The organism is Helicobacter sp. 23-1048, from assembly GCF_053654545.1.
In genome coordinates this window covers 173,695-193,443 of record NZ_JBSIUT010000001.1, presented here as the reverse complement: position 1 = coordinate 193,443, position 19,749 = coordinate 173,695, and the positions used below count along the sequence as shown (strand labels likewise).

The following is a 19,749-nucleotide window of genomic DNA, read 5'->3' as shown; positions in this document are numbered from 1 at the left end:
TATTAAAATTGGCTTTGTGGCGTCATAAGGGAGCTATCCTCTCGCCCCTCTTTAGAATCTTTAAAATCTTGCAAGGCTTGCAGAAGCACGGCGTTAATGTTGCTCTCTACCCAGCTTGGAGCAAGCCATTCTTTCGAGCACATCACAGGGATTCCTTGAATGAGAATCTCCAAGTGCAAATGGTCGCCAAACGCCCATCCACTAGAGCCTGTGCGCCCGACTTCATCGTTTATATACACTCTATCGCCTACTTTTAGCGGAGATTCTTCCATATGTGCATAGAGTGAGAACATTCCCATTCCGTGATAGATAATAGCAGTTTGTCCGTGAATGGTAAGATACTTTTTAAAGACGACTAGCCCGTCATTGGAGATAAAAATCGGCGCGTTCTTCACACTTGCTAAATCCACGCCCAAGTGATAGGAAATATTAAGCAATTCTTTATTGATGTAATAACTTCGTTCATCGCCAAATGTCCCGACAGTGAGCGCGCCTCTAAGCGGTCTAAAAGCAAAAACAGAATCAAGATAATTTTTAGTGATAGTGCTATTTTTGGTTGCTTCTAGGATTTGACGCTCATCATCTTTGCGCATTATTTCGTTGATAAATAAAAATCGTTCTTTATCATCATTGAAGTCTGTTGCCTTTTTGCCAATGAGTTCGAGCAAACTTGGAATCTTGGTGTTGAGAAATTGCTCTTTGAGGTGAATGTTAGACTTCATAATGGGATTAGTGAAACTTTTGGCGATAGGGAGGGAAATTTTTGTGGTGTTATTTGCTTTATCTTTGGCGATAATCTTGCCATCAAAAAAGGTGTTAGGCAATGACCACGCTATTAAAGTGGCATAGAGCTTTTCATTTTCCTCAAGTTTTAATTCTGTCGCATTGTATTCAAACGCGCTAAATTCATCTTTGCCATTGCTTAATACAACAGAATCTAGCGCAATATCTTTGACGCTAAATACTACCAACGCGCTTCCACCGCGCCTAATCTGTGGAGAAGTGCCAAAGATTCTCACTTGTGGAGCGTCTTTATCGACAACGAGGAAAATATTTACACTTGAGCTATTGCCAATAAAAAGATTGGCATTACTCCAATCATTGACTTTCACCCTGTATTCAACCACTACGCCATTTTTTAACTCAATCGATGGTTTTGGCAGTGGGAGTTTGAGTTTTTTGGATTTATTGAGCACCACTTCCTTATTATGCACGAGCAAGTCGTTGTCTAAGAAAAGCTCTATTTCATAGCTTTTAATGCCACTTTCATCACTAAATTCAAGCACAATTTCATCTTTTAGATTCCAAAATTCTGGGGGAGTGTTATCAAGGCTTGGTCCATTGCGCTCAAAAATAGCATTGCTAATAATATAGAGCACAAAAAACGCAATAATAAGGCTTAAAAATGCGATAAAGATTCCTCTTTTTGTCAGCATAGTGTTTCCTAGATTTTTGATTTTAAAAATGATATTGTATGAAAAAATAGCTTAAAAGGCTATTTTTAGGCATTATTTTTATACAAATTTGAAATTTTTGTGTTAATATAGGCGTTTTTGATTGTTAGTTGTTTGTAAAAATGCTTAGAAATAAGGAGATTCCTAGTATGAAGTTTTTTAAAATGTTGTGTGGGTGGCTTTTTGCTACCAAGTTATTGGTTGTAAGTGCTTTTGGTGCGGTTGTGAGTGATGGAATCTGGCAAAGCGGTGATACTTTGTTTGGGTTTTTTCAACGATACAATATCCCAACGAGCGTGTTTTATGACTTGTCCCCGACTGATAGGGAGCTTACTAGCGAGATTTATGCAGGTGTGCGTTATTATACCGCACTTGATAATGAAAATAATCTTGTCCAAGCCCTCATTCCTATTGGCGATGGTATGCAGATTCACATTTTTCGCTACAACGACCATTATAAGATTGATTTTACGCCCGTTTCGTATTTCCAAAGTGAGCAACAGCTCCTTATATCTATCCAAAAATCCGCATATCAAGATATTTTAGAGCTTACCGATGATACAGGATTGGCTAATGAGTTTATTAACGCGTATAAAAATAGCGTGAATTTCTCTAGCGCGGTGCATAAGGGCGACCATCTTGCGCTTATTTATAATCGTAAATACCGCTTGGGCAAGCCATTGGGTAACGCACAGATTAAAGCAGCGATGATAGAGACTGGCAAAAAGCCAAACTATCTTTTTGCTTTTACCAATGGGCGTTATTATGATATTAACGGCAAGGAAATCGAGGGGTTTTTGCTTAATATCCCTATTATTGGTGCGCGTATTAGCTCTAAATATTCATTAGGACGCAAACACCCTATCTTGGGATTTGTGCGTCCGCATTATGGTGTGGATTATGCTGCACCTAAAGGCACGACGGTAAGTGCTGCGGGTAATGGGACGGTGGTGTATGTCGGTAAAAAGGGCGGTTATGGCAATGTGGTGGAGATTAGCCACGAGGGAGGTATAAAAACGCTTTATGCGCATTTAAATTCATTTGCTCCAAAATTGCGAGTAGGACAAAAAGTAAAAAGAGGGCAATTTATCGCTAGAGTTGGTTCTACTGGGCTTAGCACGGGTCCGCATTTGCATTTTAGCGTGTATAAAAACAATCGCCCTGTAAATCCACTAGGTAGCATCAAAGCACAGACAAAAGAGCTTCCGCCAGAGGCAAAGCAAGAGTTTTTTGCGCTTGTGGAGGGGTATAAGAACGAAATTGAGCTTATTGTGGCTAGAGCGGGAGAATCGCAAGAAGATTCTCTAATGGTGAGCTTGCCATCTTGCATAGATTGCAAACCACAACAATAGACATTGTTGAAATGGATTGCTTTGATTGATGAGAGGATTATCTTGCAAAAAGATGATGTAGTTTTGTCTAGTGAGCAAATCGCACGAGGCGTTAGAGGGATTGTCCCCACGCATATTACCGATATGTCTATGCAAGAATGTCTGCATTCAGTTTATGTTAAACCCAAGCGGATATGCTATAATGAAGATGGCATACAAAAAACTTGGGATTTTATTCAAAGCCTTGATTCAGTGGCGATTATTTTACACCGCATAGATATTGATGCGTTAGTGGTGGTGGTGCAATTTCGTCCGCCTGTGTGTGTGAATGGACAAAATGACGGCTATACTTATGAGTTGTGTGCGGGCTTGCTAGATAAATGCGATAAAAGCATACAAGAAGTCGCAGCAGAGGAAGTCCAAGAAGAATGTGGGTATCAACTTAACCCAGAGCAACTCCATAGCGTGGCGGAATTTCACACTTCAGTCGGCACAAGCGGAGCGAAGCAATATATTTTTTATGCTGCCGTTACACAAAATGACAGAATCTTGCGAGGTGGTGGAGTAGATGGCGAGATTATCCAAAGTGTGCTTATCGCTCGGGCGGATTTGGAGGCGTTTTTACACAATTCATCATACATAAAGACGCCGGGTCTTGGATTTGGAATCTTATGGTTTTTACAACACACCACAAAAAAAGGAAAAATACAATGAAAGCAATATGGATATTTTTGATATGGGGACTTTGCGTCTGTGCTTTGCAGGCAATAGAAACAAAAGCACTAAAAAAGAGCATACAATCCGTGCAGGGCAGTGAAATAACCTTTGAAGCGGGGAATCTCAGGGTTGGTGAAAGCGGGATTGTGCTAACACAAAGCAAAGAATATGAAATCATCATCGCCAAAGCGCATATAACAGGCATACAAGACAAAATCGCCACCGCGAAGTTTAGTGCCTTTGATGCAATCCCACAAAAATACCTTCCCACACCATCTGCTACGCCTAAAATCGGCGATAGTGTGATTTTTAGGAGTTTTTATAATCGTGGTATTGCCATTGCCCCAAACCAAGAAAGCTACCAGCATATCGTGCGCTCTAATTCTCAAGTGCAGTTTATGCACATCGATTTATTTGCCGCATTTATGAAACAAAAAAATCTTAATGACCCAAGCCCTAAGGTTTTTAGGGAGTTTTGTCCTCGTTATAGTGTGGGATTACTTTTTATAATGGATTCCGTGGGTGTGAAAGTGCTTGATTGCGAGAGTTTCGTGCTTTTAGAATCACAAAATCTCCCAGCACAAAATGACACAACGCAAACACTAAATCCGTTTTTTTCTCGCATTACCTCGCCAGATAAGCGACTTGGCGGGCGATTTAAGTCAAACAAATCAAAAGAATATTTTAGTTTTTATGATGAGTTGCTAAGAGAAGCAAAGTAATAATGAAGCCAAAGGCTTTGGCTTCGTTTTATACTCGCGCTACTCCAGATTCTATCGCAGCCTTTGCCACAGCATTAGATACGACTTCATTTAGTCGTTCATCAAAGGCTGATGGGAGCAAATATTCTCTACCAAAACTCACACTATGTCCTAGCAGTTTTTGTAATTTATTTGTGATTGGCTCTCTTGCAAGTTTTGCAATGGCATTTGCCGCAGCAAATTTCATTTCCTCATTTATCTTGCGAGCTCGCACATTGAGCGCACCTTTAAAGATATATGGGAATCCTAGCACATTGTTGATTTGGTTTGGGAAGTCGCTTCTGCCTGTGGCGATAATCGCATCAGGGCGGGCGCGTTTTGCCACATCGGGCATTATTTCAGGGATAGGATTGCTTAGTGTGAAAATGAGTGGATTCTCGTTCATCTCTTTTATGTCCTCTTCACTGAGTAGATTTGCTTTTGAAAGTCCCAAAAGCCCATCAGCTCCTCTAAGCGCGTCTTTGAATGTGGGATAGCGTCCATTCACGGCAAATTCTTTTTTCATTTCGTTTAAATCACTTCTATCCTTGGTAATCGCGCCTTTAGAATCAAACATTATAATTTCTCCTATACCTAATGCCTTATACATTCGCGCGCACGCGATAGCCGATGCTCCTGCGCCAAAAACGACAATACGCATATCTTTTGCTTCTTTTTTAAGCAAGTGCAGGGCATTGATGATTCCCGCTGTGGAGATAATCGCTGTGCCGTGCTGGTCATCGTGCATCACAGGAATATCAAGCTCTTCAACTAATCTACGCTCAATCTCAAAACATTCTGGAGCTTTAATATCCTCTAAATTGATACCACCAAAAGTGGGCGCAATAGCCTTGACTACCTCGACAAACTTATCTACATTTTTTTCATTCACTTCAATATCAAATGAATCAATCCCCGCAAAAGTTTTAAACAAAATCGCTTTGCCTTCCATTACAGGTTTGCTCGCAAGCGCACCAATATCACCAAGCCCTAGCACCGCTGTGCCATTACTGATGACAGCTACAAGATTACTCTTAGAAGTGTAGTCATACGCGCTTAGTGGGTTTGCTTCGATTTGTTTGCAGGGCACAGCCACACCGGGTGTGTAGGCTAAGCCTAACTCATCAACAGAATCTAACGCTTTGCTGGGTTGGATTCTCACCTTTCCTCCCTTGTGGTAGGATAGAGCTTGAGGATAGTTCTTTTTGAGGTTTTCTAAGTCTGTTTGCATTTTGCTCTCCTTGTGGCATAAAATTCCTTAAATTTGTAGCAAAACTTTATTAAAAATGGGATAAATCCCGCGCAATTCGTTACAAATTTTCATTTAAGATAAACTTAACTTAAACTTTTAAGCAAGAAACAAAGGTTTTTAGGGCATACTAAATCCGCATATAAAAACAAAGGGAAGCAATGATAACAAAAAGCAACGAAGGTAGCTACAAACAAAAGCAACAAATGAGCAAGGGTATTGCGAGAAGTCTTGTGTTTTGGGTGTTTATTGGTATTTTTTTAGGCGTGGTGTTTGGGAGCATTGGGAGCTTTTATGATACTGCACCAAATGCCACCAACAACGGCATAATCAGCTTTTTTCACCATTTTAGCATAGCTAGCAAAGAATACACTATCGACCCCTTTATCAAAGGGCTAAAGCTTTTAATGGGACCTATCATTTTCCTTACCATCATCACGGGTATCACGCGCCTAGAGGACTTAAAGACTTTGGGGAGTTTGGGGCTAAAGACGCTGATTTATTTTGAGGTGGTGAGCACCTTTGCGCTTGTCATCGGCGTGCTTTTTGGCGAGATTATTAAGCCCGGGCACGGAATGCACTTAAAGGTAGAATCTCTAGATTCTGGAGATGTGGCGGGCTATATCGCGCAGGGCTCAAGTATGCCAAGTAGTGCTGGCGGAGAGATTTTGCACATTTTAAAAACAGCCATTCCCCACGACCCTATCACGCCATTTGTGGAGGGTAAAATCCTCCAAGTGCTTGTAATGGCGATTTGCGTGGCAATCGTGCTAAGTTTCACAAGCCCTGCGATAAAAGAAAAGGCGTTAAATTACTTAGAATCTATGCAAGAGACATTTTTCAAAGTCCTAACCGCGCTGATTTGGTATTCGCCACTAGCGACATTTGGGGCTATGGCTTTTTTAATCGCTAAGTTTGGCTTTGCCTCCATTAGCGGTATGGCACAGCTCCTTCTCACGATGGCAGCTGCCGTGCTTGCCTTTATCTTTGTGATTTTGGGGCTTATCTGTCTAATGGGTAAAATCAATATTTTTAAACTAATGCGCTTTGTGTATAGAGAGGTGCTAGTCGTCTTTGCGACTTCTAGCTCTGAGACTGCGCTAGCCCCCCTAATGCGTAAGCTCGAAAAAGCGGGAATCCAAAAGGCAAGCGTGGGGCTTGTGATGCCTGTGGGGTATAGCTTTAATTTGGACGCGACAAATATTTATCTAAGCCTTGCGGTGATTTTCCTCTCTCAAGCCTTTGACATTCCTATCACTATCGAGCAAACTATCACGCTAATTCTTATTTTGATGATAAGCTCTAAGGGCGCAGTGGGCGTAACGGGAAGCGGGTTTATCGTGCTAGCAGGGACACTCTCCGCGCTCACGATGGGCGATGGCTCGCACCTAATCCCTGCTGTAACGGTGGCAGCCATACTTGGAATCGATAAGTTCTTAAGCGAAATGCGAAGCGTGGGCAATCTCTGCGGAAATGTCGTAGCGTGCGTAATGGTTAGCATTTGGGATAAGCGCGTGGATATGGAAAAATTCCGTTACGCGCTTGATAACCCTGAAGAATTTCGGGTGTTGTAGAATCTATAAGTTTGATTGTCTGTATTTTGCACGATAAATGCGAAAAATGGACTGCTAAATGCTTAGATTCTGCGTGGCTTTTTGTCGCATTTTATAATGCCTATTGACAAAACCGTGCAAAGTTACTATAATTTCGGTTTGCAAAAAACAAAAGACCCGTTAGCTCAGCTGGTAGAGCAATTCCCTTTTAAGGAATGGGCCGTTGGTTCGAATCCAACACGGGTCACCACCAAATAAGCAATAAAATGGTCCCGTCATCTAACGGTTAGGATACCACCCTTTCACGGTGGCTACAGGGGTTCGAATCCCCTCGGGATCACCACAAGTTCTTTTAGGATTTGCATTTGTGTGCGAGGCTTGGTGTGAGTTAATCTGCACGAGGTCGCTTAGCTCAGTTGGTAGAGCGCCACCCTTACAAGGTGGATGTCATAAGTTCGAGTCTTATAGCGACCACCATTTAGGTCTAATAATCCTAACTTGTGTTAATGGAGATGCCCATTATGGCATTATAAGGAATAAAATGCAGCGGTAGTTCAGCTGGTTAGAATGCCGCCCTGTCACGGCGGAGGTCGCGGGTTCGAGCCCCGTCCGCTGCGCCACTAGATTTGATAAAATTGGTGCAAAAGACCAGAACAAAATACAAAAACCAAAAGGATATTCTATGGCAAAAAAGTGTTTTTTTACATTTAAAGGACCAATGGTTGGAAACAATGTCAGCCACGCAAACAACAAGACTAAACGCCGTAGCCTCCCAAACTTACGCTCTATTCGCATTAAGCTTGATGATGGCACTAGCTTTCGCGCGAAAGTAGCAGCTTCAACACTTCGCACGATGAGAAAAAAATCCTAGAATCTAAGGCAACCCCTTGCCTAAGCAATCAAAGTTTTTCACCAAAAAGCTGAAATCTCCGCATAACTTCAAGGCAGATGTCAGCTTGGGAGATGAGCTTTACGCGCAGTTAAAACCATTTAGAATCCCACTTATTTTATTACAGCTTTTTATCATTTTTGGCACGATTGGATATTTGGTGCTTGAGGATTATGATTTGATGCAGGCGTTTTTTCAAACGACTTATACTTTTACTAACACAGGATTTGGTTCGCTTAATGAAAAACATTTCTCCACGCTTACGATTATTTTCACAGCGATACTAATGATTAGTGGTGCGGGGATTGTTACTTTTAGCGTGGCTTTTACTTTGAGTATTTTTAATAACAGCAACCTTATTAACCTCATAAAGGAGCAAAATATGATTTACAACATTAGCCGACTAAGCAATCATTATGTGATTTGCTATCATAACGAGCATACAATCGAGCTCTCCAAGCAATTTAGAGAATCTCAGATTCCCTTTGTGGTGGTGGATAACACACCAGACTTTGAGATTGCTGCACGCAAGCATAAATACCCCTACTACATCATAGGCGACCCGTATCGTCAAGTCTCAATGCTAAAGGCCCATCTTTCTTCGGCTAAGGGGATTGTTACCTTTTCGCCTAATATCGCAGAAAATATCGCACTTATAGCTAGTGTGCGCCTTTTTGAAAAGGAGCTTAACCGCAAGCCTTATTATATCATCGCAAATGCCAACACACAAGAAGAAACCGATAAGCTAAAAAAGCTAGGCTGTGATTTTGTGGTTTCGGCTTCACGCCTTTTAGCTCAAAGAATCTCAGCTATGGCAATCCGCCCTGATATGGAAAATTTGCTTGAGCAGTTTTTATACAAGCGCAACACACAGCTTGATTTAGAAGAAATCGTTATCCCACGATACAGCTGGCTTGTGCTACGCAAACTCAAAGAAGCGCATTTCCGTGATGTGGCAAATATCTCTGTGGTGGGAATCACACAAAAAGATGGCAAATATATCAATATGCCAAAAGATGACACGGTGGTTACAAGTGAGTGTAAAATGCTTGTGATTGGAGCTTCAGAGGATATTAAACTCACCAAAAGGCTTATTATGCGTAATCAAAAGCCAAAGGAGGTGGATTATGTCTAGTGGATTCTCTATTTTTCCCATTAAAGGTGGCGTAAGCGCGCCAAATGGATTTATAGCTGATGGCATAAGCGCAGGGCTAAAGGCAAATGACGCGCTTGATGTCGCGTTTATCTATGCACAAGATGGGTTTAATGCTAACGCACTCTTTACTACCAACACCTTTGCCGCCGCACCAATCGTGCATTTTAAGCAACATTGTGTAGATTCTCATAATCAAGCGCGTAGCAATTTTTTACTCATCACCACAAAAAATGCTAATGCTATGACAGGAGAAGCTGGCGTGCAGGATATTTGTGAAATTACGACCGCTTTGCAATCGCAATTTAGCTTTATCCAAAATCCCATTATGGCGAGCACAGGCGTGATAGGCGTGCGCCTGCCAAAGCAAAAGATTATCCAATCTTTTAGCAACTTTTGTTTTGAGAATCTCCATAGCGATGCTCCAAATCGCGCTGCAGATGCGATACGAACCACCGATGCTTTTAGCAAGCAAATCGCACTTAAAGTCGAGTTGGAAAATGGCAAGGTTTTTACACTTGGAGCTATGGCAAAGGGTGCTGGAATGATAGCTCCAAGTCTTGCCACAATGCTGTGTTTTATCACTACTGATGCGGACATTCCCACCCAAGATGCCAAAGAGCTTTTAGAATCTATTGCTAAGCCAAACTTTGATGCCATTAGCGTAGATGGCGATAAAAGCACCAATGATTCGGTGTTTTTGCTAAGCAATGCTAAAAGTGGAGCGTATGATAAAGAGGCATTTGCCAAAGCCCTTGATATGGTAACGCACAAACTTGCCCTTGATATTGTGCGTGATGGCGAGGGCTCAAGCAAGGTGGTTGCCTTTAAGGTGTGCGGAGCGAGAGATAGCGCGCAGGCAAAAGTTGCGGCAAAGGCTTTAAGCAATTCTTTGCTTGTCAAAACCGCCATTTTTGGTAAAGACCCAAATTGGGGGCGCATTGCTAGCACGATTGGAGCGTGTGGAGTGAGCGCGAAAGAGGAGCTTTTAAGCATTAGCATTGCTGGCGTGGAAGTGTATAAAAAAGGCGCAATTCTCTTTGATGAACAAACAGAATCTAAAGCTACAAAGGCAATGGAGCAAGATGAGTTTGCCATAGTGTGTGATTTAGGCATAGGCGATGGCGCATACACTGCGTATGGTTGCGATTTAGGGCATAAATATGTAGAAATAAACTCAGATTACCGCTCTTAAGGCATTTATTTGGGGTTTGTATGGAGATTCTCTATGATATACGCCATTTCTCAGACGCGCTTAACGCGCTTAACGCAAGGGAAGCTGTGTTGGATTATGATTCACTTGGGCGCACACTTGCGTATAGTCCTTTTACCTCGCGCATTGACTCATTTGAGGAGCTCAAAGTCAAGACTTCAAAACAAAGCGTGATAATACAGCCCTGTGAATTGCATAAGTTTATACAATGCGCACAAAGCCTAGATAGCAAAGATTTAATCACCATTGATAGCTTTAGAATCTATCAGCATATACGCGCATTCGATTCTCAAAATGACGAAAGGCTTAGTGATAGTGTGTTTGAGCATTTGGAGTTTCTTAGCCATACGCGCCGTTACACCACAAACCTTATCCTCCACAAAGATATTTTTCTCAAACCCTATCAAATGATAGAATCTGCACTATATGGTGCGGATTGTGTGCTTATTGATAGTAGCTTTGTGAGTGGCAAGGAGCTTGATTCTCTTCTTGTAATGGCGTGCAAGCTAAGACTTTTGCCAATCGTGCTTACGCGCGATACAAACGAGCTGAAAAAGGCTATTTTTGCCAAAGCCCGAGCAGTATTTTTACCAAAGCAAAATTTTGAGCAACTTCTAAGTGCGACACCCAATTCTTTGCTTATTTGTAGTGATTTTGTATCAAATTCACAAGCACTTGATATAAGGTTTTCATTTTTAATGGTAAATTAAAAAGATTTTAGCTACAAATACTCTTTAATTTCTATTTTTTAGGAGAAAGTATGGCGTTAATGATTACTGATGAGTGTATCGCGTGTGATGCGTGTCGTGAGGAGTGCCCAAATAGTGCGATTGATGCAGATGACCCATTTTATATGATAGACCCTGATTTATGCACAGAATGTGTGTGTAGTTATGATGAGCCAAATTGCATTAGCGTGTGTCCCGTTGATGCGATAGTCTCAGACCCTGATAATATGGAAAATATCGAGGAATTGCGTTATAAATTCGAGCAACTCCAAAAGGGTGAGTAGCAAGGGGTATAAATGGCAAAGATTACAGCGGTTATTGATATTGGCTCAAACTCTGCGAGAATGGCGATTTTTCGCCGCACAAGTCGCTTTGGATTCCATTTATTATATGAGATTAAATCTAAAGTGCGTATTTCAGAGGGTTGCTATGAGCATAATGGAATCTTACAAGAGATTCCAATGCAACGAGCTATCAACGCCCTAAGAGAGTTTTTAGAGGTTGCTAAGGCGCATAAGGCGCGTAAAATATTTTGCGTGGCGACTTCAGCCATTCGCGATGCGCCAAATTCTAAAGAGTTTTTAGCGCGGGTTAAAAAAGAATGCAAACTTGCCATAAAAGTCATCGATGGCAAAAGCGAGGCGATGTATGGCGGGATTGCGTGTGCGAATTTATTGCACGCTAAAAATGGCGTTACTATTGATATTGGTGGTGGGAGCACGGAGTGTGCGCTCATACAAGATGGCAAAATCATTGATACCATTTCGCTTAATGTGGGCACGATACGCATTAAAGAACTCTTTTTTGATAAAAATGCTGAAATCAAAAAGGCAAAGGAATTTATCACAAATGAAATGGCAAAAATACCCGAGCATTTTAAGCATTCGGTGGTATTTGGCGTTGGTGGGACGATTAGGGCGTTGGCAAGGACGATTATGAAAGATGAGGAGTATCCATTCCCGCGTCTTCACGGCTATGAGTTTGATACCAAAACCCACAGAGCATTTTTTGAAAAGATTTATAGTGCTCCCATTCATAAGTTAGAATCACTTGGAGTTACCCCAGATAGACTTGATAGCATTAGAAGTGGTGTGCTTATTTTTGATTTATTTTTAGAGCATCTGCGCGCGGAGAATATCATTACAAGTGGTGCAGGCGTAAGGGAGGGTGTGTTTTTAAATGATTTATTGCGTAATCAACGCCTGCATTTTCCTCCTGATTGCAATCCCTGTGTAATGAGTATCCAAGATAGATTCTGTTTAGAGCCAAAATTCGCGCGGTTATTAAAGGTTGAGGCATTGCGCCTTTTTGATACGCTGTTGCCATTGCATAGGTGCAAGGAGGATTTGCGCTACTTGCTCGGCGTTGGCGCATTTTTGAGCCCCATTGGCAATGTGCTTAATTTTTATCAAAGCAATTTGCACGGCTCATATATTTTGCTTAATGGTTTGGAGTATGGATTCTCACATACGCAACGCGTGATTATCGAGCTTTTGGTGGAATTTAGTGATAGAAAAATCCCAAAAACCGCCCCGCTTCTTAAAGATTTTGTCTCAAAAGGCTCAATAATGGAGCTTGAAAAGTTGCAATGGATGAGTTTTATTATTGGATTAACGCATTGTATTTTCAAAACCCAAGTGCCAACGAAAGTGCGCTATGAGCTTAATCATCACACCTTGCGTGTATATACCACTGCACCGCTTTACCTTGCGCAAGAGGGATTACAAAAATTGCAAAAACCATTAAACAGCCTTGAAATAGAAATCATTAGGGAATAGAATGCCAACGGGAGAGGATTTAAAACAAAACACCACATATCACATTGGATTTAAGCCCTTGCGCGTTGGTATTATTCGCCTCTCAAGTCTTGGAGATTGCGTTGTGAGTGCTGCGTTTTTGGCGAATTTTAGAAATACACTTAGGCAAAATGGCTTTAAACCACATATTTCTTGGTTTGTAGATTCTCGGTTTGCTGGGATTTTAGAGCATTCCCCGCAAATTGATGACCTCCATATACTCACTATGAAACATATCCCCATAAAGCAAGTTTTCTCTCAACTTAAAAAATTAAGCACATTAGAGCCTTTTGATGTGCTTATTGATATGCAGGGGCTTATGAAGTCCGCGCTCATAGGCAAGTTTATTAAAAAGCGATTTTTTGTAGGGTTTAGTGCGCGTAGCGCGAGGGAATCTCTTAGTGCATTTTTTTACACTAATCGCGTGCATATTGCATATAAAGAGCATATTTTGGTAAGAAACGCACTCTTACTTCATCAAAGTTTAGAGATTATCAATGAACATTTTGGTGCGTCTCATTCTATCTCGAAAAAATCTTTAGATTCTTTCTCTTTGCCACAATCGCTACAAGATTTTTCCTCTCCACGCACCTTGCTTGATGATATGCTTTCTTTGCGCACGAGGAGTTTTGATTTTGAGGCGAGCACGCCAGCACTTTTACCATACCCAAAAATCCTGCTTGTTTTGGAATCTTCAAATCCCACAAAATGCTATGCTACAAGGCTTTTTGCAGAATGTATTGATATTATTTCAAATGAGCTCAAGCGCACACAACACAAAAATGTCCAAATTGTGCTTTTAGCTCATAGTGAGCCCACAAAATGCGAGGAGATTATAAGCCTAGTGAAGCAAAAGGACAATCTCACGCTTACGACGGTTACAAATCTTTCTCTTGATGAGGTCAAATCACTCATTACGCGTGTGAATCTTGTCATTGGTGGGGATACAGGCATCACACATTTAGCGTGGGCGTTAGGCATCGCTTCTATCACGCTGTATGGGAGCACGCCAATGGAGCGGTTTGCACTTCTTAGTCCTCAAAATATCGCTCTGAGTGAAAACAAAAATCCACGCTATCAAAAAGATGATTTTTCTATCAATGATATTTTGCCAAGTCAAATTGCATATTGCGCTTTACAACTTTTAGAATCTAGCACCTCAAGGGATTAAAAGGAGGTTGTTTTGACAAAATTGTTGAATAAATGCGCCTTTTATATTTTAGATGGCTTTACTACTGCGCTTGGATTTTTTTTAGCAAAAATTCCTCATAGTTTTTTTGTTTTTCATATTAAGGCATTGGCGTGGGTTTTAAATACGCTTGATAAACGGCGCAAAAATGACGCTAGAGCGAATTTAGACTTTGTGTTTGAGCAAAGTATGAGCGAGGAGCAAAAGCGTGCAATCATCAAGCGGTGTTATCAAAATTTTGTCTTTATCCTTTTAGAATCTGTGCGCCTTCCATTTTTGCATACTGCCACTTATGAAGAGCGATTTTCATTTCACAACGAACATTTTATTGTAGATTCTATCGCACGCGATGGTGGAGCGATTTTGGTTTCTGCGCATTTTGGCTATTGGGAAGCTATGGCGAGTATTTTACCCCCACGCTATACAATGTGTCAAATGGCTTCACTTGGCAGGCTTACGCAATTTGAGAGTATCAACGCGCTTATTATTAAGCACAGAGAGCTAAAGGGTGTAAAAATGATTGACAAAAAAGGTGCGATGCGACATTTAATCAAAATGTATAGCCAAAAAAATGCCCTTGTGGGAATCTTAATTGACCAAAACATCGGTTCAAGTGAGGGCGTTGAAGTGAAATTCTTTGGCAAGCGTGCTACGCATACGGTTATTGCTTCTGTGATTTCTCGCCGTTTTAAGGTGGCAATAGTGCCTGTTTTTATTGACTACAATGAGGATTATTCGCGCTATAATGTGGAGTTTAAAGAGCCAATTTATGCGAGAGATTCTACAAATTTGCAAGATGATATTTTGCACGCTACACAGGCTCAAGCTGATGTGGTGCAAAGCGTGATAGAATCTAACCCCTCGAGCTATTTTTGGTTTCATAAACGATTTAAATCATTTTATTCTAAAATTTATACGCGCTAAATTTATAGGACAAGGGGATTTTGAATGTGTGGATTTGAAGTGAGGCAAGAGATTCCCATTTTACGCGTTGCGCTTAAGGGCGAGTGGATTTTCACCACCAAAAAGGCAAATCTCAATGCGCTCAGCACCCTTCTTGCAAGGGCAAGTGAAGTGGAGATTGATTTTGGCTTAGAGCCAACGATTGATTTTGCTTTTTGCGCGTTATTAAAAGATATTTTGCAACACAAACCCCATAGCTTTATCAACCAAAATAAACGCACACAAGAGATTTTTGCTATTTTAGAGGATTTTCCACAGGGTTATATCCCACCCAAAAAGCCTGCTACCTTTATCGATGATATAACGCATTTTATTCACGCACTAAAAGAGACTTTTGAGAAAAGTGTGGATTTTTTAAACTTTACAGGGCTTTGTATTTGGCGGTTTTTTGTAAGCATCACACAGCCAAAGAGACATTTTAAAGTTGCCTCTATCTTTTATCATATTTGGCATAGCGGAGTTTTAGCTTTGCCTTTGGTGCTCGTGGTAAGTATGATAGTAAGCTATGTCATCGCTATGCAAGGAGCAATCCAGCTCGCCAAAATGGGCACGCCAATTTTAAGTGTGGAGATTGTCAGCAAGCTCACATTGCGCGAGCTCGGTCCATTTGTGATGGCGTTAGTGATTGCTGGGCGTTCGGCTTCGGCATTTACCGCACAAATTGGCGCGATGAAAATCACAGAGGAAAATGACGCGCTTCAATCTATGGGCTTTGATGTCATAGATTATCTCATCACGCCCAGAATCTTCGCGCTTGTGCTTATGATGCCTTTAATGGTGTTTTTGGTGGATTTGGTGGGGTTGCTTGCTGTGATGCTCGCACTCAATGTGCAAGCAGGCATTAGCTTTACGCAGTTTTGGGAGCGGTTTTATGAATTTGTGAATATTTCACATTTTCTCGTTGGCATTGCTAAAGCCCCGTTTTTTGGGCTTGCTATTGCGTTGGTTGGGTGCTATCGTGGATTACGCGTGGATAATGACACAGAATCTTTGGGCAAAGAAACTACTGCAAGCGTGGTAAATGCGATATTTTTCATTATATTTATCAATGCGGTTTTTTCATTTATTGTTACTGCATTAGGAGTGTGAATGGGCATAAAGAAACTCTCAAGTAATATCGCTAGGGGACTATCTCATACACGCGAGATTACGAAGAATCTCCTTAAAACACAAAAGAGCGAGATTGATATAAGTGGCGACATACTCATTGAGACAAGAGGGCTTTGCACGGATTATGATGGGTTGCCAATCCATAGGGATTTAAACTTTTGCGTGAAGCGAGGCGAAATTTTTGGAATCTTGGGGGGCTCTGGTAGTGGTAAAAGCACACTTTTGCGCTCGATGCTTTATCTTAAAAAGCCAAGTGGTGGCGAAATCAACATTTTCTCTCAAAATATTTGGAATCTAGAGCCAAATAGGCGTAACCTTATTTTAGATAGATGTGGGGTGATGTTTCAATTTGGCGCACTTTTTAGCTCAATGAGCGTGCTTGATAATGTCGGTGTGCCACTTAGCCAAAAGGGATATTTCCCGCCCGCGCTTATTGATAAAATCGCGTTATTTTGGATTGAGCTTGTGGGATTGCCCGCAAGCTCCGCACTAAAGCCTCCAAGTGAGCTAAGTGGTGGTATGAAAAAGCGTGCCGCACTTGCACGCGCGCTTATTAGTAGCCCTGATATTTTATTCTTAGATGAGCCCACAAGCGGGCTAGACCCAGAGAGTGCGCAGAGATTTGATGAGCTTATTTTGCATTTGCGTGAAGTGCTTAACATTACCATTGTAATGGTAACGCACGATTTAGATTCTATTAAAGACACGGTGGATAGGTTTATTTTGTTAGAAGATTCTCACATTGCCTTTGATGGCTCACTGCAAGAATACACTACGCGCAATTTGCAAACTAAACTTTTTTCCAACAAGCGTGGAGAGCGCATTTTACAATAAGGTTGCACGCGCGGTGGATACAAGGTTAAAAAAATTCCTCACAAAGCAGTATTGCCTAAGCCTTAGCGTGCGAGAACCACAAGCAAGAGAATCCAAAGAAAATCAAAAATCTAAAGAGTTTTGTGGTGGCGTGCATAGTGCGAGTTGTTTTTATGCTTTTGATGAGGAGAATCTCGCACTTATCATTAAAAGCGAGCCAACAACGCGCCATATACAACTAGCACAAACTTTTAGCATTGTGGGGATAAATATCGCCAAAAGCACGCTTAAACTCCTCGCTATTAAGGGTGCGCAGATTCGCGCGCAATTTGGAAATGCCACCAAAGAGCAAGAGAGATTGTATTATCAAAAATTCCCCTATGCCAAAGCGTTGAGCGGGGAAATCTACGCACTAGAAATTTTGTGGGCGAAATACAGCGATAATAAATTCTTTGGTAAGACTAAAGTGGAGTTTTTTAGGTAGGGAGTTTTGGGATATTTAGGGCGGGGGATTCCCCCTAGACCCTAGTATTTTTTCTTGTTTGTATCTTCTAAGATTTCATCAGCGATACCATTTACTCTCTTAGTGATTTCATTTGTCGCATTTGCCACTTCGACATTTTCTTGCGTTACGCTTTCTAGTTGAGCGATTACTTCGTTAATCTGTCCTAATCCTTCGGTTTGCTCTTTGATAGATTCACTCATTTCATTGACAGATTGCACCAATATATTGACATTTGCTTCGATTTCGCCCAGTGATTTAGAAGTTCGCTCTGCGAGTTTTCGCACTTCATCAGCCACCACAGCAAATCCTCGCCCGTGCTCACCCGCGCGTGCAGCTTCAATAGCGGCATTAAGCGCGAGGAGGTTTGTCTGGTCTGCGATGTCTTTAATCATTCCTACAATATTTTTAATATCTTCAGCTTGATGTGTGCATTCTGTGGTTTTATCACTGACATTTTGCATTGAGCTACTAATCTCCTCTACTGCAGCAGCACTTTGCTCTAGTGAGCTTGCTTGCTTTTGAGAGCCTTCGGTTAAGCGCGCCATTGATTCTTCGAGTATCTTGCTCTGCTCGCCGAGTTCTTTGGCAAACGCCGCTGAATCTTGGAGCATTTGCACGATAGAATCCCCGAGTTGATTCACACCTTTTTCTAATCCTTGAGGATTCTCAATTCTTGGTGTGAAGTCGTTTCGCTGATAAGAGGCAAAGACTTTTGATGGATTCTCCAAATTGCCACCGACAAGCTCATAGAGCGCGTTACTCATCTCATTCAAAGAATCTTTTAGCCTATTGGTTTGAGGATTGCCACTTGAAGTCTCTATCTTGCCACCAAATCGCCCCTTTTTGGCTTCCTCTACCATATTGACCACTTCTTTTATGAGTTTGGCATCTTGGTCGAGGGATTTTTGGGTGCGCTCGATATTTTCATTCAGCGTTACGCCCATTTGCCCGAGTTCATCAGAAGCATCGACAATTTTAAGCAACGCAGGCTTGGTAGAAGTCTCAAAGTTGAGGTATTTAAAGACATCGCGCAAGCAATGACCAATTTTACCAATCCTTGCCACCACTTTGTTTCTCACATACCAAAGCATAATCGCCGCGATAACAAGGAGCGAGATAAATGCTGAGAGCACGATAATGTTACGCAGGTTTCTCACAGGGGCAAGCACAGAATCTTCTGGAGCAGCGATAATCATACTCCAATACACATCACTACCGGGTAATACCTCAAAGGAATGCAACGCAGCATAGCCCTCCAATCCTTGAGTAGTGCGATATATATCCACATAACTTCTGTGTTCTTTTGAAGCCTTAAGCATTGGGGCGACAGTTGAGTCTTTATTCACATCAACGAGATTTTGTCCTTGAATGCTTTCATTTTCGTGTAAGATGATTGTCCCATCATCTTGGAGGAGGAATGGAAATGCACCCTTGATATGTCCGTGATGAAGTCTATCAATAATGTATTGTCTAAATTCTTTGGTGCGCACAAGCACGCCGATAACCCCGATAACTTTAGAATTACTAGAATCCCACACAGGGATATTGATAGAGATTCCATACATTTGTTTGCCATTGACGGTTTTGTGGTTAGGTGGGCTTACAGAGACCTTTCCACGCTCAAATGCGAGTTGCACACCCCTAAAGCCTGTTATTATAGGGTCTGCATCGACTATTTGCCCATCGGCTGAGAGGTCATTTTCTGGAGATTCAGCGAGGATAAGCATTTCTCCATTTGGTAAGCGGTGCTTAGAGTTATTGATACCTCCGCCTAGCACGCTTGTGTCCTTTAGATACAGATATGTCCAGCTTGCTGTGGTAGTGGAATTAAGCGAGCCTAGCATAATTTTCTCAAGCATATTTTGATTTTTTGTCGTAGCCAACAGCTCTTGTATAGGCACTCGAGCTGTCCTCGCACTCGATATGGCATCGCCCATCGCCCCTTCCATATAAAACGCATATTTTTCTGCGATATTAGCGATAAGTGCGTTGCTTTCATTATTTTGCACATCAGCAGAGCGTTGATAAATAATATATGCCATTATTGTCAAACAAACAAACACAATCCCATTGATAAATAACACCATTTTAGTGGCAAGACTAATGTTTTTTAAGAATCCCATTTCTTTCTCTCTCCTTGTAGGTTTATATATTTTGACTTTAAAGTCGCCGTATTGTAGCATAAGGGCAGGGCGAATATCAATACTTAGGGCTTAATTAGCGTGAAATTTAGCAATGAGAGATTGATTGTGTGTGGATTTGAGGTATTTTACGCATAAAAATCGCTCATTTAAACATTCTTTTATAAAAGCCTTGCTACAATTAACACGCCAAAGTTTTAGTAGG

The 19,749-nt window shown here is 41.4% G+C and carries 18 protein-coding genes and 4 tRNA genes; 19 read left to right on the top strand and 3 right to left on the bottom strand.

Features of this window, described 5'->3' with window-relative positions:
- Positions 1–2: 2 nt before the first annotated feature.
- Positions 3–1,436: a M23 family metallopeptidase gene (locus tag ACWIWK_RS01005; protein ID WP_454150024.1), complete on the bottom strand. Its 1,434-nt coding sequence runs from the start codon at positions 1,434–1,436 to the stop codon at positions 3–5.
- A 167-nt stretch (positions 1,437–1,603) separates the two neighbouring features.
- Between ACWIWK_RS01005 and ACWIWK_RS01000 the strand changes: the two genes are divergently transcribed.
- From ACWIWK_RS01000 to ACWIWK_RS00990, 3 genes are read left to right on the top strand one after another with little or no spacing between them, the layout of a single operon-like run.
- The gene (locus ACWIWK_RS01000) at positions 1,604–2,806 is read left to right on the top strand and encodes a peptidoglycan DD-metalloendopeptidase family protein (RefSeq protein WP_454150022.1); all 1,203 of its coding nucleotides are present in this window, start codon (positions 1,604–1,606) and stop codon (positions 2,804–2,806) included.
- 21 nt (positions 2,807–2,827) lie between these two features.
- Complete coding sequence (locus tag ACWIWK_RS00995; protein ID WP_454150020.1) at positions 2,828–3,499, top strand: NUDIX domain-containing protein; 672 nt, start codon at positions 2,828–2,830, stop codon at positions 3,497–3,499.
- Positions 3,496–4,224 carry a plasminogen-binding N-terminal domain-containing protein gene (locus ACWIWK_RS00990; protein ID WP_454150019.1) on the top strand — a complete coding sequence of 243 codons (729 nt, stop codon included), beginning with the start codon at positions 3,496–3,498 and terminating at the stop codon, positions 4,222–4,224. Before ACWIWK_RS00995 ends, ACWIWK_RS00990 begins: the two co-directional genes overlap by 4 nt.
- Before the next feature lie 28 nt (positions 4,225–4,252).
- On the opposite strand, the gene ACWIWK_RS00985 is transcribed toward ACWIWK_RS00990, so the two are convergent.
- Positions 4,253–5,473, bottom strand: coding sequence for a malic enzyme-like NAD(P)-binding protein (locus ACWIWK_RS00985; protein ID WP_454150018.1), 1,221 nt, complete (start codon positions 5,471–5,473; stop codon positions 4,253–4,255).
- Between the two features lie 224 nt (positions 5,474–5,697).
- On the opposite strand from ACWIWK_RS00985, the gene ACWIWK_RS00980 reads away from it, so the two are divergent.
- From ACWIWK_RS00980 to ACWIWK_RS00905, 16 genes are all read left to right on the top strand, one after another.
- Positions 5,698–7,065 (top strand): cation:dicarboxylate symporter family transporter, encoded by a 1,368-nt coding sequence (locus tag ACWIWK_RS00980; protein WP_454151994.1) that lies wholly within the window; start codon positions 5,698–5,700, stop codon positions 7,063–7,065.
- Positions 7,066–7,218: 153 nt separating this feature from the next.
- Positions 7,219–7,294, top strand: a tRNA-Lys gene (locus tag ACWIWK_RS00975).
- Between the two features lie 18 nt (positions 7,295–7,312).
- A tRNA-Glu gene (locus tag ACWIWK_RS00970) sits at positions 7,313–7,387 on the top strand.
- Between the two features lie 58 nt (positions 7,388–7,445).
- Positions 7,446–7,521 (top strand) — tRNA-Val (locus tag ACWIWK_RS00965).
- A gap of 66 nt (positions 7,522–7,587) precedes the next feature.
- Positions 7,588–7,664, top strand: a tRNA-Asp gene (locus ACWIWK_RS00960).
- A gap of 62 nt (positions 7,665–7,726) precedes the next feature.
- Positions 7,727–7,915, top strand: coding sequence for a 50S ribosomal protein L28 (gene rpmB / locus ACWIWK_RS00955; RefSeq protein ID WP_454150016.1), 189 nt, complete (start codon positions 7,727–7,729; stop codon positions 7,913–7,915).
- Positions 7,916–7,931: 16 nt separating this feature from the next.
- Complete coding sequence (locus ACWIWK_RS00950; RefSeq protein WP_454150015.1) at positions 7,932–9,068, top strand: potassium channel family protein; 1,137 nt, start codon at positions 7,932–7,934, stop codon at positions 9,066–9,068.
- A complete protein-coding gene (gene argJ, locus ACWIWK_RS00945) occupies positions 9,061–10,281 on the top strand; it encodes a bifunctional glutamate N-acetyltransferase/amino-acid acetyltransferase ArgJ (RefSeq protein WP_454150014.1) in 1,221 nt (406 codons plus the stop codon). Before ACWIWK_RS00950 ends, argJ begins: the two co-directional genes overlap by 8 nt.
- Before the next feature lie 20 nt (positions 10,282–10,301).
- Positions 10,302–11,009: a hypothetical protein gene (locus tag ACWIWK_RS00940; protein ID WP_454150012.1), complete on the top strand. Its 708-nt coding sequence runs from the start codon at positions 10,302–10,304 to the stop codon at positions 11,007–11,009.
- A gap of 50 nt (positions 11,010–11,059) precedes the next feature.
- On the top strand, positions 11,060–11,311 hold the full coding sequence (locus tag ACWIWK_RS00935; protein WP_454150010.1) for a YfhL family 4Fe-4S dicluster ferredoxin: 252 nt from the start codon (positions 11,060–11,062) through the stop codon (positions 11,309–11,311).
- 12 nt (positions 11,312–11,323) lie between these two features.
- Complete coding sequence (locus tag ACWIWK_RS00930; protein WP_454150008.1) at positions 11,324–12,805, top strand: Ppx/GppA phosphatase family protein; 1,482 nt, start codon at positions 11,324–11,326, stop codon at positions 12,803–12,805.
- 1 nt (position 12,806) lies between these two features.
- Positions 12,807–13,994, top strand: a complete 1,188-nt coding sequence (waaC, locus tag ACWIWK_RS00925) for a lipopolysaccharide heptosyltransferase I (RefSeq protein WP_454150006.1) — start codon at positions 12,807–12,809, stop codon at positions 13,992–13,994.
- Positions 13,995–14,006: 12 nt separating this feature from the next.
- A complete protein-coding gene (locus ACWIWK_RS00920) occupies positions 14,007–14,936 on the top strand; it encodes a lipid A biosynthesis lauroyl acyltransferase (protein WP_454150004.1) in 930 nt (309 codons plus the stop codon).
- Between the two features lie 24 nt (positions 14,937–14,960).
- Entirely contained in the window at positions 14,961–16,064 is a 1,104-nt protein-coding gene (locus ACWIWK_RS00915) for an MlaE family ABC transporter permease (RefSeq protein ID WP_454150002.1), read from the top strand.
- Positions 16,065–16,919: an ABC transporter ATP-binding protein gene (locus tag ACWIWK_RS00910; RefSeq protein ID WP_454150000.1), complete on the top strand. Its 855-nt coding sequence runs from the start codon at positions 16,065–16,067 to the stop codon at positions 16,917–16,919. It begins immediately after the preceding gene.
- Positions 16,920–16,932: 13 nt separating this feature from the next.
- Positions 16,933–17,382, top strand: coding sequence for a hypothetical protein (locus tag ACWIWK_RS00905; protein ID WP_454149998.1), 450 nt, complete (start codon positions 16,933–16,935; stop codon positions 17,380–17,382).
- A 41-nt stretch (positions 17,383–17,423) separates the two neighbouring features.
- Here ACWIWK_RS00905 and ACWIWK_RS00900 read toward each other — a convergent pair whose 3' ends face one another.
- Positions 17,424–19,526, bottom strand: a complete 2,103-nt coding sequence (locus ACWIWK_RS00900; protein ID WP_454149997.1) for a methyl-accepting chemotaxis protein — start codon at positions 19,524–19,526, stop codon at positions 17,424–17,426.
- Between the last annotated feature and the right edge of the window lie 223 nt (positions 19,527–19,749).